The sequence below is a fragment of the Shewanella chilikensis genome, assembly GCF_037953065.1.
GTDB lineage: Bacteria > Pseudomonadota > Gammaproteobacteria > Enterobacterales > Shewanellaceae > Shewanella > Shewanella chilikensis.
This window is the reverse complement of the sequence record NZ_CP149966.1, coordinates 4,030,910-4,043,776: the sequence shown is the minus strand read 5'-3', so window position 1 is coordinate 4,043,776 and position 12,867 is coordinate 4,030,910. Positions and strand designations below refer to the sequence as shown.

Genomic DNA, 12,867 nt, shown 5'->3' with positions numbered 1-12,867 from the left:
AAGCTCAGTCGAGGTTGGTTATGACCACTGCCCGTCGCCAGTTGATAGATGCTGAAAGTACGCCCTTTTACCACGTGATTAACCGTTGCGTGAGAAGGGCATTTTTGTGTGGTGAAGATGCTCTGTCGGGGCGCAGTTACGAGCATAGACGTGGCTGGATAGTGGATAAAATCAGGCAGTTGTCGTCAATATTCTGCATCGACGTTTGCGCTTATGCGGTCATGAGTAATCACTACCATTTGGTGCTGGCATCCAAATTCATCCACGGATAAGGTCTGCTCACCATCCTTGGCTCACGCCCATAAGCACACTCGTCGCTGGCCACTTTAATTTGCGCCAACAGGCTCTCGGCAACGCCCAAGTGCAGTGCAATTCTGTAATTCTAAATTCGTTAGTTTAGGATGTGTGTCTATTCCTCGGTGCAGGTTCGCACCTTCCTTAGTTTCAATACAGCTTAAAAAAGACTAGGATCCAGTAGCTTGTCTAGTTTTTAACAATTGTTTCGCCAGGCTTTGGCTGTCTTGCGCCGCTGCGCAGCAAGGTTAACTGGTGGCCGACAAGCGAGGATGATATCCTTTTTGCTCAGGAATTAGAGTTTTTACTCTAGGGGTGTAGATGAAATTGACCAAATTTGCCTGGTTGCTGTTGTGGCCGCTGGCGGCTCAGCCTGCGCTTGCCGCAGACTATAGTTTTGCCTCGGCCTGGCAACAGTTGCTGGAGGTGAGTGATAAGCTGGCGGCCGAAGGCCAGGAAGTCAGCCGCGCCGAGGCGCAGCAAGAGGCCGGGCGCGACCTTAATCTGCCATCGCTCAACATCAACGGCAGCTATACCAGGCTGGAAAAACCGATAGAGCTGGATCTGCGCGATCTCAATCCACTCGCCTCTATGGATCCCGCCACTCTGCCACCGGCCATAGGTGGCATTATCGGCTCGCTTCCCGGCTCGATGTTTGTGACTCCTTTCACCGAGCAGGATGTGTTCCGAGCCAGCTTACAGGCGATGTGGCCGATTTATACCGGTGGCCAGATCTCTGCCGCTCAAGGCATTCAGGCGGCTCAGGTCGCTGAGAAGAAGCAGCAACTGGAGTTGGCGCGGCGTGAGCTGTTTACCACACTGGTAGACAGATACTATGCCGTCACTGTGACCCAGGCTTTGGTGCAGACCCAGGCTCAGCTGGTGGCATCGCTGGAAAAGCATTACAGCCACGCTGAAAAACTGGAACAACAGGGGCAGATCGCCAGAGTCGAGCGCCTCAATGCCCAGGTGGCACTGGATCAGGCCAAGGTCGACCTCGGCAGTGCCAAACGTCGCCATGAGATGGCGCTGATAGCCCTGTCTCGCCTGCTGCACCAGACTGATATCGCCACCAAGTCGCCGCTGTTTATGGCGCCAAGCTCCCCTTCATTGCCGCAATTGACCGAGCTGACGCTGAAGCAGCATCCAGCCTTGCGCTTGTTGGAGGCGAAAGAGACCCAGGCTCAGGGCCTGGTCGATATGGAAAAGGGAAAATACTTCCCCACGGTTTTCCTCTACGGTAACTACACCCTCTATGAAGACGACAGCCTGTTTTCCAGGGTCGAACCCGACTGGATGGTAGGCGTCGGGGTCAAGGTGCCGCTGCTGTCCCGTGATGGTCGCAGCGGCAAGGTGCAGGCGGCCAAGAGCGCCTTGCTGCAGGCCAGATACACCAAGGCACAAACCCGTCAGGATCTCAGTCTGTTGGTGGATCAGAGCTATCGCCAACTGCTGCAGGCCGAAGAGGAGGTCAATGCCTTGAACAGTTCTCTGGCGCTGGCAGAGGAAAACCTCAAGCTGCGTGAACTGGCTTTCAATCAAGGGCTGTCTACCTCCATCGACAGAGTGGACGCCGAGCTCAAGCTCAGTGCGGTACGCACCAAGCAGTTGGCGGCTCAATATCGTTATGTTCAGGCCTATGCCCGCTTGATGGCGGTCAGTGGCCAGTTGGATGAATTTATCGGACGCAGTGACAAGCAGGAGATACAGGATGCGGGTTAATCCTTTGGTGGCCATAGTGGCCCTGGTAACCATAGTGGCGGCGCTGGTATATGGGCTGATCCTGGCTTACTCCCCCAAGCCACAGCTGTTGCAGGGGCAGATAGAGGCCAGGGAATACAACGTGTCTTCCAAGGTGCCGGGCCGGGTGGAGCAGGTGTTGGTGCGCCGCGGAGACAGTGTCAGTGAAGGGGATCTGCTGTTTGCTATCGACAGCCCCGAGCTCAATGCCAAGCTGATGCAGGCCGAGGGTGGCCGCGATGCCGCCAAGGCGATGCAGCAGGAAGCCGACAGCGGTGCCCGTAAGCAGCAGGTTGCCGCGTCCCGCGAGCAGTGGCTCAAGGCCAAGGCCGCCAGTGAGCTGGCCAAGACCACTTTCGACCGGGTAGAAAACCTGTTCCGCGATGGCGTACTTGCCCGGCAAAAGCGTGATGAAGCCTTTACCCAATATCAGGCCGCCAAGTATACCGAGCAGGCCGCCTATGCCATGTATCAAATGACCGAAGAGGGCGCCCGGGAAGAAACCAAGGCCGCCGCAGCCGGTAATGCCCGGATGGCCGAAGGTGCGGTGAAAGAGGTCAGTGCCATACTCGCCGACAGCCAGATGCGCGCGCCCAAGGGCGGTGAAATCACCGAGGTGCTGTTGCAGGTGGGCGAGCTGGCACCCAGTGGCTTCCCTGTGGTCAGTTTGGTGGATATGACAGATGCCTGGGCCGTGTTTCAGGTGCGTGAGGATCAGCTCAAGCAGTTCAAGAAGGGCGAACGTATGACCCTGACACTGCCGGCGCTGCAACGCAGTGTCGAGTTTGAGGTCAGCCACATCAGTGTGCTGGGCGACTTCGCCACCTGGCGGGCGACCGAGAGTGGCCACGACTTTGATATGCGTACCTTTGAAGTGGAGCTCAGGCCGCTGGAGCCGGTGGCCGATCTGCGGGTGGGCATGTCAGTATTACTTGAAAAGTCTTGATTATGAAGAAGTTGCTTCGGCGAGAGTGGCAGGCTGTCTGGCGCGATCCCTGGCAGCTGGCACTGATAAGCTATCTGCCGCTTATCGGTGTGCTCTGTCTTTGGTGGTTGTTTTCCGCCGGGTTGCCCAGGCAGTTGCCGGTGGCGCTGGTGGATCAGGACAACTCCAGCCTCAGTCGTGAGCTGGGGCGTCATCTTGAGGCTAATCCTGTCACCGCCCCCAGGCGCTATCTGGCGCTGGACGAGGCGGTCGAGGCGATGCGCCGCGGCGAGGTCTATGCCTTGGTCATCTTGCCCTATGGTCTGAAACAGGAACTGCTGACCGGGCACACTCCCACCATAGACCTGCGCTACAACGGCCAGTTTTTGCTGGTGGGCAAGCTGCTGGCCAGTCAGTTGCAACTGACCCTAGCCGATGGTTTGCAGCAGGTGGCCAGGCTCAAGCAACTGGCGGCCAGTGTCAATCCGTCCCAGGTTGAGGTGCGTCTCAGCCCAGTGAGCACCCAAACCACGGCGCTGTTTAACCGCAATAACAACTATGTCGGCTTCCTGGTGCCGCCAGTGCTGATCGCTTTGTGGCAGTTATTTGCCATGCTGGCCTTTGCCGGCAGTCTCAACCGTGAGCTGCGCCAAGATACTCTGGGCGAATGCTTCTGCCTGGGGATGCCCTCTGTGCTTTTGAGTAAATTTGTGGTCAACGGCGCCTTTATGCTGCTGCACGGCGGCTTTATTTTGGTGTTGCTGTATCAGTTGCTGGGGCTGCCGATTGCCGGGCAACTCCTGTGGCTGTTGCCGATGCAACTCTTGATGTTGATGGGCGTTTGGCTGTGGGTGCAGGGAATTTACTTTATGCTGGCCGACTGCGCCAGGGTGATCAGCTTTTGCACTGCGCTGTTTGCACCCGCCTTTGCCTTTATGGGCATTACCTTCCCGACCGGAGAAATGCCGCTGCTGGCGCAGTGGTGGCGTCTGTTGATGCCATCCAGCCACTATATAGAGTCTCATGTTGCTTTGGTGAGCTATGGCGCCGGGCCGGCCAGCTTACTGCCTCAGGCGCTGGGTTATCTCGGCTTTCTGCTGCTGTTGATCCCCAGTTGGTTCTTTGCCCGTCGTTATGCCAGGGTGCTGCAGTCGCAGTTGCCGCTTGAGGAGAGGTTATGACAGCCAAGTCCCTTTCGTTATGGCAGCTGATCTGGCTGGATTTGCGTGCCTTGGTGCGTGACAAGGCGATCTCTTTGACCCTGTTTGGCGGCGTGCTCTTTTACGCCGTGCTCTATCCCTTGCCCTATCTGCATCAGGTACCCACGGAGCAGCAGTTGGTGGTGGTGGATCACGATAACTCTTCGCTGTCACGGCGGCTTATCCGTCACGCCGATGCCAGTGCCCGTATTCAGGTTGTCGGCCGGGTCGGCTCCATCGACGAAGCCAAAGCCTGGGTCACCGATGGCCGCGCCCATGGTTTATTGGTGATCCCGTTTGATTTTCGCCGCGATCTGTTGCTGGGACGGGGCGCGACCTTGAGCTTCGGCGGTGATGCCAGTTACTTCCTGATCTATTCCGCCGTGGTAGAAGGTTTAGTGAGTGCCGGTATGGATGCCGGCAAGCAGATCCAGCTCAAGGGACTATTGGCTTCGGGCCAGAGCCCGGAGGCCGCTGCCCAGAGCCTGGCACCGATTAAACTCAATGCCGTGCCCGCGTTTAATAAAGGTTTGGGTTATACCCCTTATGTGGTACCAGGCTTGTTTCTGCTGATTTTGCACCAGACCTTACTGATAGGCGCAGGCATACTCGGCGCCGGGCAATGGCATCGGCCGGGCTATTGGAACCGGGTCAGCCCCTTGATGCTGGTCAGTGCTCGGGTGTTGGCCTTCAGTTTGCTCTATTGCCTGTTCAGTGCGCTCTATATTGGCTGGTGTTACTACGCCTATCAGGTGAGTCTGCAGGCGAGTCTGGGGCAGGTGTTGTTGCTGATGTTGCCTTTTTTGCTGACCACGGCCAGCGCCGGGGTAGCGCTCAGCTGCCTGTTTGTGCGGCGCGAGTTGCCGACCCAGGTGATACTCTTGGTTTCTATGCCTATTCTGTTTGTCAGCGGCTTTGTCTGGCCCTTGGCGCTGATCCCTGAGCCCTTGGTGTGGCTGTCGCAGGTGATCCCGGCGGTGCCGGCGATTATGGGAATGCTGCAGCTGAACCAGATGGGAGCCGAGTGGGCAGCCATAGCCCCCAAATGGTTGCAGCTGTGGGGGCTATTGTTGCTGTTCTTCCCTCTGGCGGTTTGGGGCGTTAGTTGGCGTCGGCGTCAGCTACCAGCAGCGGCGCGCTGACCCGCTCCAGCACCCCACTGGCCTTGGCTAGTACCAGCCCGTAGTTGGTGATGGCAACGCCGCGGCGGCGACATTCGAGAATGCGCCGCTGCATCTCTGCCCGACCCAACATACAGGCGCCACAATGGACTACCAGTTTGTAGCGTTCCAAATCGGCCGGAAAGTCATGGCCGGCACAGACGCTGAACTGCAACTGCTTGCCGGTCAATTTGCCAATGGCCGCCGGGATCTTCACTCTACCTATATCTTCATCCTGCACCTCATGGCTACAGGCCTCGGCGATCAATACCCGATCGCCATCCTCGAGCTTTTCGAGCATTTTGGCGCCTTGCAGCTGCGCCGTTAGATCGCCCTTGGCCCGGGCAAACAGGGTGGAGAAGGTGGTCAGCGGAATACTGTCGGGTACCTGAGCGGCCACTTGTCTCACCGCCTGGGCATCGGTCACTACCAGTGCCGGTGGCGTGGGCATGGCGGCCAAGGCTGAGGCCAGCTCAGACTCACGGCAGATGCTGGCGATGGCACCGTTATCCAGCGCTTCTCTGAGAACCTGCACCTGGGGCAAAATCAATCTGCCCTTGGGGGCGGCTGAATCTATCGGGGCGACCAGCAGTAGCTGCTCTCCGGTGCGGTAACAGTCGGCGGCCAGCACGGGATCGCGGCGAAAATCCGCCGGTACCAGTTGAACCAGCTGCTCGACCAAGTTGTCCCGGTGTTTTGCCTCTTGGGTCGACAGGCATAAGAACTTGATGCCTTGGCCCTTGAGCCAGTGCTGATGCTCCGTGGGCAACGGCGCCAGATCTTGCTTGTTCGCTACCACCAGGATTGGCAGCTGCCAGCTTTGCAGCAGTAACAGCCAGTCGCGGTCAAACTCATCTAACCCCAGTTCATCCAGCACATAGACGGCGATATCGGCCTGTTGCAACGCCCGGCGACTGGCGGTAATTCGCTGAAGCCCCAGGGCGCCGGTATCGTCCAGCCCGGCGGTATCTATCAGGGTAGCCGGGCCGACCGGATGCAGCTCAAAGGGCTTGCGCACCGCATCTGTGGTGGTGCCCTTGGTCTCAGAGACTATGGCACTCTGTTGGTTGGATAAGTAATTGAGCAGGGAGGATTTCCCGGCGTTGCGACGACCACACAATACTATGTGCAGTCTGACCCCGCGGGGGGCTGCATTGGGGGCCGAATTACACATTAATTTGTCTCCTGGCGTTGCCTCTGTCCGCAGAGCAATGCAAGCCGCGGGCTTTGAGGCTGAGTCTGATATCGGCGAGACGCTGTTCCAGCGGGCAGCCGGAGGCATTCTTGCCGGGGTAAATAAGGTATTTACTGCTGTCTTTCTGTGGTGTGAACGAGGGCATAAGCACATTGCAGCCGCGACTCAGGGAGTCGAGCCTGGCGCCGCTTTGCAGGGCATCCAGGGCGCTGGTGGCCGGTATGTTGGCGCCGGGGTTAAGCAATCTGAGTATGGCGCAGGCTCGCTGGCACTCAAGCACCTTGCCGTTGGCCGTGTTTGCCAGCGGGGTTTGTGGATGACTGACGAAGGGACCGACCGCCAACATCTCCAGTTCCATGGCTGAGAGCGCCAACAGGGCGTCAGCCAGGGCATCGCTGTTGCTGCCCGGCAGGCCACAGATAATGCCACTGCCGGTCTCATAACCCAGGCTCTTGAGGGTTTCCAGTAGCCTTAGGCGTTTGTCCAGCACTCTTCCCGGGCGCAGGCGGCTATAGAGCTCGGCATCCAGGGTTTCCAGTTTCAACAGATAGCGGTCGGCGCCGGCTTCGCGCCAGAGCGCCAGTTCACCGTGGCTGCGTTCACCCAAAGATAGCGTGATGGCCAACCGGCTTTGCTGTTTGATGGTGCTGAGGATGTGGCTTATGCCATCCTGGCGAAAGCGACTGTCTTCACCGGATTGCAGCACCAGGGTGCCGATGCCGGCTTTATCTACTTTGAGGGCCGAGTCGATGATTTCCTGGTGGCTGAGCCGGTAACGCTCAATGTCGCGATTGGCGGCTCTCAGGCCACAGTAGTGACAGTCGCAGCGGCAATAACTGGAAAACTCCACTATGCCTCTGAGCCAGATCTCCTGACCGAAGTATTGACGCTTGACCGCATCGGCACGGGCAAACAGCCAGTCATCGGCCTCTCCTGCCAATAACGCCTTGATTTCCAATCTTCCGAGAGTCTCTGCCGGCTTCATGCTTGGACTCCTGCCTGTTTCAGCACTTGTGCCAGCTCATCGGCGTAGCGATACAAGGCTTGTTGCCAGGGCGTGACAGCGACCTTGGTGCGGCCTTGCATCCGTTGCCATAGGCCCGCCGGTGGCAGCCCCAGCTCGCGGCTGTCCAACTTGAGCCACAATCCCAAAGGCGCCAGATGTGGACTATGGGCATAGTGGCCGACAAACAGTTGATCATCGAGCAATAACAGCGGCGCGCTGGCGGCCAGCTTACTGCTGACCGCCGTCACCTGCTCGGGCCAGGAGGCGGCGAGTTGCTTGCTCCACTGCTGAGATACCCGGTATTCCTCGAGGATTTCCGCCTCGGTGGCTTCCGGGCGCAACATTTTGCCAAACGCCAGCCCGGCTTCGCTTTGTAACTCTTGTGTCACTATCAACAGCTGCGACAGCTGACTGCTTTGCAGTCTTTGTCGCAACAGCTGATCTATCGCCCCTTCACTGAAATTGGCATAGTGGCCGGCATGCAGGGCCACTCGCCGGGCGCGGCTCAGTGCCGACTTTAGCTGTTGTTTTGGCAGCCCGGCATAGAGTCGACAACCGGGTGCCAGTACCAGGGTACGACCTTTCACAGATAGATGTCCCTCTCGCCCGCATCGGTGCGCGTGAGGCAAGCCTCGATATTACGTCTTCTGGCGGGGCTGAGTTTATCCAGCTCGGCGGCTATCAAGGCTTCGCCGGCTTCACGGGTCTGCTCACTGGCGTAGTCGTTGAGGTATTCCTTGAAGGTGATCAAGGCGTTGGGTTGACAAAACTTGCCGATAAACTGCTGCTTGGCCAGGCCGATAAAGTGATCTCCGGTGCGGCCCTTGCGGTAGCAGCCGGTGCAGAATGAGGGGATGGAATGGCTATGCTTGACCAGATCCAATACCACTTCATCCATGCTGCGGTGATCGCCCAGGCTAAATTGGGCCGCATCGTCTTCCTGATTGTAGCCACCTGGGGTGGTCCGAGAGCCGGCACTGATCTGTGAAACCCCCAGGCTCAGGAGTTCACGTCTGAGTTCGGCACTTTCGCGGGTGCTCATAATCAGCCCTGTGTAGGGCACTGCCAGGCGGGTAATGGCCACCAGGCGTTTGAAGGTGGCGTCATCGACCGCATAGGGTGGCCGCTCCGACAGGCTGGAGCCATCGGCGGGCTCAATCCGCGGGAAGGAGATGGTATGCGGGCCTATGCCGCAATCCTGCTCCAGTTGCTGTACATGGGCGAGCATGGCCAGCAGTTCGAATCTGTGGTCATAGAGACCGAACAGCACGCCAATGCCCACATCGTCGATACCGGCTTCCATGGCTCTGTGCATGGCGTAGAGGCGATAGAGGAAGTCTTTCTTGCGGCCCTTGAGGTGTACCTGTTCGTAGGTCGTTCTGTGGTAGCTTTCCTGAAAACACTGATAGGTGCCTATGGCGGCCGTCTTCAGCAGCTTGAAGTCTTCTGTGTCCATGGGGGCGCAGTTGACATTGATGCGGCGGATCTCACCACCTTTGCCTTTGCGCACGCTATACATGGTCTTGATGGAGTCGACTATGGCGCGGGCGTTATTGCGCGGGTGTTCACCGTAGACCGCCAGGATCCTTTTGTGGCCCATATCTTCCAGGGTCTCCACCTCGGCGATCAGCTCCTGCTCGCTCAGGGTCTTGCGTGGCAAGTCATGGTTGTCGGCGCTGAAGCCGCAATAGCTGCAGGCGTTGGCGCAGTAGTTGGAAACATACAGCGGAGCGAACAGTACAATGCGATTGCCATAGATGGCATCTTTGATGCCACGGGCAACGGCAAACAGCTCTTCGTCTACAGTGGCGTCCTGGTTTTGCAGTAAAACCGCTACTTCCTCAAGCGTCAGCCCCTGCAAACGGCGGGCTTTTTCCAGCACCTGGCGTACTGTGTCCGGGCTGGGTTGCTGATTGTTATTGAGCAAGGCCCAGATGGCGTCATCATCAATAAAATTCACGGCGGGGTTATAGTCTTTGACTTGAATCGTCTCGGCATGGCCCGATACAAGCGGGTCTGATATCAAAGGGCCTGACATCTGTGGCTCTCCTGTGAAAAAAGGAGCGCAGTCAAACTGCACTCCTTGGAATTTAACGAAGGAACGGATCACTCGGCGTGTTTGCTAGAGACCGGAACGACCTCCTCCTGCACCCATAGTGGCGTGTATTCGGCGGCGTCATGGTAGGGCACCTTGCCGTGCAGCATCATCGCCTTGAAATCGTCGAAGCGATAAACCGCCAGGAACAGGTGCACGGGTAAAAATGCTGTCAGTAACAGGCCACACCCCAGGTGGATCATGCCCAGCAACCAGGCGGTATCACGTGGGATTGCATAGGGAACCAGCCACAGCGCCAGACCTGTAATGATCAGTGCAGTACCGCCGAGTAGAACGCACACTCCGAACAGTTTCTGTCCAGAGTTGTACTTGCGCATAGGAGGCACGGCGACCTTCTTACCCAGCAAAAACTTCTGTGGGTAGCCACCGAGTACCTTGAACCAGCCTACATCGTTGCCACCGAAGGTGAATACTCTGTTGGTGAACAGTACGACACGGTCGAATGCCATCAGGGTGAAGGCCACCGCATCCAGCGCCATGATGACACCGGCAACAATATGAATGTCATAGGTTAGCCCCATGGCGCTGTCGCTCAAGGGTTTAAAGAACAACAACAGCCCGGTAGCCGCCAGTGGTAGGAAGCTCAGCAGCAAGATGTAGTGGAACACCCGAACATTCAGCGGGTGCTTGAGAATGGGACGATTGTCCTGATGCATAGCCGACTCCTTAGGATTTCAGTTTAGTGCGATCGACAAAATGGGTATGCAGCAACTCGTGCGACAGATGCCCCAGCGGCTCACCGCCAAATTCGCTGTAATAGCGGGCAATGGCCGGGTTGGCATGGCTGACACGGTATTTGGCAATGGCATCATCCATATAGAGGGCATCGGCACGCGCCTTGATGTATTCGTTGCGCTTGGCGATACGGTTGCCGAGCCAGCCCACAGGCAGGGCCAGTAGCGCCAGAATCGCAGCACCTACAGCCATGAAACGGCGCCGAGACAACAGAAAACCATCTTCGGTAAATTGATACTTGTCTGTCATGAGCAACTCCTTACAGTTGGGCAACCCAGGATGTGCCTGAGCCGTTGATAGGTTGACCGCCACCGTTGACACAACCACCGGCGCAGTTCATCACTTCGATAAAATGGTAGGGGGACGTGCCGGCCATCACCTGCTCCAGCAAGGGGCGGATATTGCGGCCCATGTCGTGTACTACGGCGACTTTCAGCTGCACATCTTGTTTGAGCTGTTGGTCATGAATGGTGAGTTCGGCCTCCTTGACGCCTTCCAGACCGCGCACAGGTGTCAGTTCCAGCTTGGCCAGTTCTTCACCAGTGAGCACCTTGTGAGCGGTACGCACCGCGGCTTCCATCACGCCGCCAGTGTTACCGAAAATGGTGCCGGCCCCTGTGTATTGGGAAAACAGGCTATCACCCTTATATTCGGCCACATCCGGCAGATGGATATCGAGGCGCTTGAGTAGCTCGGCCATCTCGCGGGTAGTCAGCACAGCATCCACATCGGCGTAAGGTGCGGCATCGCTGCCGTGTTGCTGATGGAAGCGCCAGGCTGATTTGAACTCTGGACGTGATGCTTCGAGTTTTTTCGAGGTGCAAGGCATAACTGCCACTGTGAAGATTTTTTCCGGAGCCATTTCATAAACTTTGGCGCCATAGGTCTTGGCTACAGTCCCGGCCATTTGCTGCGGTGACTTGGCAGTGGAAAGGTGTGGCAGCAGGCTGGGGTATTCGGTTTCCAGGAAGCGAACCCAGCCTGGGCAGCAGGAGGTAAACTGCGGCAGCTTACCGGCATCTGGCTCCTGGCGCACATTGGCATGCAGCCTGTGGATGAACTCAGAGCCTTCCTCCATAATGGTCAGGTCAGCGGCGAAGTTACAGTCGAAAATTTTAAATCCCGCTTGGTGCATGGCGCCATAGAGTTTATTGGTCAGCAGTTGCCCCTTGGGCAGATTGAAGGCTTCACCTATGGCAACCCGTACCGCCGGAGCCAGAATACCGACCACTTCAGTGTTGGGATCCTGGAGCTTGGTTAATACTGTATCCAAGGCACTCTGGGTTTCATGAATGGCACCGAACGGACAGTTGATCAAACACTGGCCGCAGCTCAGGCAACGCTCTTCATCAATCTTATGTGGGGCACCGGATGCGCCCTCAATAGCATGGGTGGGACAGAACTGTTTGCAGGCGTCACACCCTTTGCATTTGAGCGCATCTATCTGGATCAGTCCGCGGATCTCTCCCGGCTGATAGCTGGTTGCTGTCATGGCAATGCGTTCCTTTTTACGTGAGAATGTTCTTATTTTCTAATTGCTTATGTAAAGGCTATACCCCTTGGGAAAGGGCGGAAGGATTATAGGAAATAGCTGACAGCTATCTGTGATCCAAAGCAGAACAAGTTGGAGATTTCACAAGTTTTTACATGAAATATGATGAAATTAGCCAGTGAAACAGGGGCATGGGACTTTTTGACTTAGGCCCTGTTTCAGTTAATTTCACAGATGTGATGCGGGATAACACGGACACATCTAGTTGGGGGGAGTGTTAGAAATAGAGGTTTTCGACTGTTTTACCGTCAACCAGAATCTCACATTTGTCACCATTGCTGGATTTTGAGGATTGTACCGCGCTGGCAATAATACCAAAGGCGCCGCCTTGACTGCCGAGTACAGACCCAAAGTAGCACTTGCCATCGATTTCCATCTCTTGATAACGACCACCCAGATTTTGGGTTGGAGTATAAGGTGGGAAGGTGCCACGCATTATGGGGTCACCGTTGACAGTCAGTTCCAGTTTCTTCTTGTCGGAAAAGTAGCGTCCGCCGAGCTTCAGCGTTTGGCCTTTCACTTCGACGGTTTTTTCCTGGGCTATGATGGGTTGCGGGGTTGAACTACAGCCTGCCAGCAGAGCGCCGGTGCAAGCCAGTGAGGCTAGGGTCAATTTACGCATTAATCCGTCCTTTATTGGATTGTAAGGTATTACTTTTCCGTGTTATCCGCGCCGGATTATAACTTCTTGGCAACAAAGAATACCAGTGTCCTAGTTTAATTCCTTTTACCAAGTTGATCATTTTGATGAGCGCTGTTTCCACAACAAGGCAAGGCATTTAACTGTTAGGTGCTGAGGAGGTTGGAGGCGAATCAGGTGCCGCTTGCTTTGGTTAATGGATGCTCCTGATAACACTTGAGCTGTAAATTTAACCAAATGCGAGAGAGGGCGACGATTTCACTTTGCCAGATAAAAAGAAAGGAGCGAGTGTTTCTCTGCTCGAA

12 protein-coding genes and 1 pseudogene are annotated in these 12,867 nt (G+C 56.5%); 5 read left to right on the top strand and 8 right to left on the bottom strand.

All coding sequences use genetic code 11. The features are described 5' to 3' along the window. Nucleotides 1-20: 20 nt before the first annotated feature. The 5 genes and pseudogenes from WKR14_RS18270 to WKR14_RS18250 form a co-directional block, all read left to right on the top strand. Nucleotides 21-248: pseudogene (locus WKR14_RS18270) on the top strand (alpha-amylase family glycosyl hydrolase); the annotation flags it as partial. Nucleotides 249-615: 367 nt separating this feature from the next. Then, nucleotides 616-2,016, top strand: a complete 1,401-nt coding sequence (locus WKR14_RS18265) for a TolC family protein (RefSeq protein WP_339087077.1) — start codon at nucleotides 616-618, stop codon at nucleotides 2,014-2,016. Continuing rightward, a complete protein-coding gene (locus WKR14_RS18260; protein WP_028781331.1) occupies nucleotides 2,006-2,980 on the top strand; it encodes an HlyD family secretion protein in 975 nt (324 codons plus the stop codon). Before WKR14_RS18265 ends, WKR14_RS18260 begins: the two co-directional genes overlap by 11 nt. A gap of 2 nt (nucleotides 2,981-2,982) precedes the next feature. Then, nucleotides 2,983-4,140 (top strand): ABC transporter permease, encoded by a 1,158-nt coding sequence (locus WKR14_RS18255; protein ID WP_339087076.1) that lies wholly within the window; start codon nucleotides 2,983-2,985, stop codon nucleotides 4,138-4,140. Next, nucleotides 4,137-5,300 carry an ABC transporter permease gene (locus tag WKR14_RS18250; protein ID WP_101057077.1) on the top strand — a complete coding sequence of 388 codons (1,164 nt, stop codon included), beginning with the start codon at nucleotides 4,137-4,139 and terminating at the stop codon, nucleotides 5,298-5,300. Before WKR14_RS18255 ends, WKR14_RS18250 begins: the two co-directional genes overlap by 4 nt. On the opposite strand, the gene hydF is transcribed toward WKR14_RS18250, so the two are convergent. The 8 genes from hydF to WKR14_RS18210 all read right to left on the bottom strand — a co-directional run bounded on the left by hydF (nucleotide 5,260) and on the right by WKR14_RS18210 (nucleotide 12,544). Beyond that, nucleotides 5,260-6,492 (bottom strand): [FeFe] hydrogenase H-cluster maturation GTPase HydF, encoded by a 1,233-nt coding sequence (hydF, locus tag WKR14_RS18245; RefSeq protein ID WP_101057079.1) that lies wholly within the window; start codon nucleotides 6,490-6,492, stop codon nucleotides 5,260-5,262. The genes WKR14_RS18250 and hydF overlap by 41 nt on opposite strands. Next, nucleotides 6,485-7,498 (bottom strand): [FeFe] hydrogenase H-cluster radical SAM maturase HydE, encoded by a 1,014-nt coding sequence (gene hydE, locus WKR14_RS18240; RefSeq protein WP_165565713.1) that lies wholly within the window; start codon nucleotides 7,496-7,498, stop codon nucleotides 6,485-6,487. Before hydE ends, hydF begins: the two co-directional genes overlap by 8 nt. Further along, a complete protein-coding gene (locus tag WKR14_RS18235; RefSeq protein WP_165565712.1) occupies nucleotides 7,495-8,106 on the bottom strand; it encodes a hypothetical protein in 612 nt (203 codons plus the stop codon). Before WKR14_RS18235 ends, hydE begins: the two co-directional genes overlap by 4 nt. Then, nucleotides 8,103-9,557: a [FeFe] hydrogenase H-cluster radical SAM maturase HydG gene (gene hydG, locus WKR14_RS18230; RefSeq protein WP_335921439.1), complete on the bottom strand. Its 1,455-nt coding sequence runs from the start codon at nucleotides 9,555-9,557 to the stop codon at nucleotides 8,103-8,105. Before hydG ends, WKR14_RS18235 begins: the two co-directional genes overlap by 4 nt. Nucleotides 9,558-9,625: 68 nt before the next feature. Next, the gene (locus WKR14_RS18225; protein WP_224866446.1) at nucleotides 9,626-10,291 is read right to left on the bottom strand and encodes a cytochrome b/b6 domain-containing protein; all 666 of its coding nucleotides are present in this window, start codon (nucleotides 10,289-10,291) and stop codon (nucleotides 9,626-9,628) included. Nucleotides 10,292-10,301: 10 nt separating this feature from the next. Then, complete coding sequence (locus tag WKR14_RS18220) at nucleotides 10,302-10,619, bottom strand: iron hydrogenase small subunit (RefSeq protein WP_107005187.1); 318 nt, start codon at nucleotides 10,617-10,619, stop codon at nucleotides 10,302-10,304. A 10-nt stretch (nucleotides 10,620-10,629) separates the two neighbouring features. After that, the gene (locus WKR14_RS18215; RefSeq protein WP_101057092.1) at nucleotides 10,630-11,862 is read right to left on the bottom strand and encodes a [FeFe] hydrogenase, group A; all 1,233 of its coding nucleotides are present in this window, start codon (nucleotides 11,860-11,862) and stop codon (nucleotides 10,630-10,632) included. A 277-nt stretch (nucleotides 11,863-12,139) separates the two neighbouring features. Further along, the gene (locus tag WKR14_RS18210) at nucleotides 12,140-12,544 is read right to left on the bottom strand and encodes a hypothetical protein (RefSeq protein ID WP_101057094.1); all 405 of its coding nucleotides are present in this window, start codon (nucleotides 12,542-12,544) and stop codon (nucleotides 12,140-12,142) included. Nucleotides 12,545-12,867: the final 323 nt, after the last annotated feature.

Bases quoted from the DNA above. Each gene is read 5' to 3' on its own strand.
- WKR14_RS18250 (WP_101057077.1), top strand. From the start codon at position 4,137: ATGACAGCCAAGTCCCTTTCGTTATGGCAGCTGATCTGGCTGGATTTG.
- hydF (WP_101057079.1), bottom strand. From the start codon at position 6,492: ATGTGTAATTCGGCCCCCAATGCAGCCCCCCGCGGGGTCAGACTGCAC.
- WKR14_RS18225 (WP_224866446.1), bottom strand. From the start codon at position 10,291: ATGCATCAGGACAATCGTCCCATTCTCAAGCACCCGCTGAATGTTCGG.
- hydE (WP_165565713.1), bottom strand. From the start codon at position 7,498: ATGAAGCCGGCAGAGACTCTCGGAAGATTGGAAATCAAGGCGTTATTG.
- WKR14_RS18260 (WP_028781331.1), top strand. From the start codon at position 2,006: ATGCGGGTTAATCCTTTGGTGGCCATAGTGGCCCTGGTAACCATAGTG.
- WKR14_RS18220 (WP_107005187.1), bottom strand. From the start codon at position 10,619: ATGACAGACAAGTATCAATTTACCGAAGATGGTTTTCTGTTGTCTCGG.
- WKR14_RS18255 (WP_339087076.1), top strand. From the start codon at position 2,983: ATGAAGAAGTTGCTTCGGCGAGAGTGGCAGGCTGTCTGGCGCGATCCC.
- WKR14_RS18210 (WP_101057094.1), bottom strand. From the start codon at position 12,544: ATGCGTAAATTGACCCTAGCCTCACTGGCTTGCACCGGCGCTCTGCTG.
- WKR14_RS18215 (WP_101057092.1), bottom strand. From the start codon at position 11,862: ATGACAGCAACCAGCTATCAGCCGGGAGAGATCCGCGGACTGATCCAG.
- hydG (WP_335921439.1), bottom strand. From the start codon at position 9,557: ATGTCAGGCCCTTTGATATCAGACCCGCTTGTATCGGGCCATGCCGAG.
- WKR14_RS18265 (WP_339087077.1), top strand. From the start codon at position 616: ATGAAATTGACCAAATTTGCCTGGTTGCTGTTGTGGCCGCTGGCGGCT.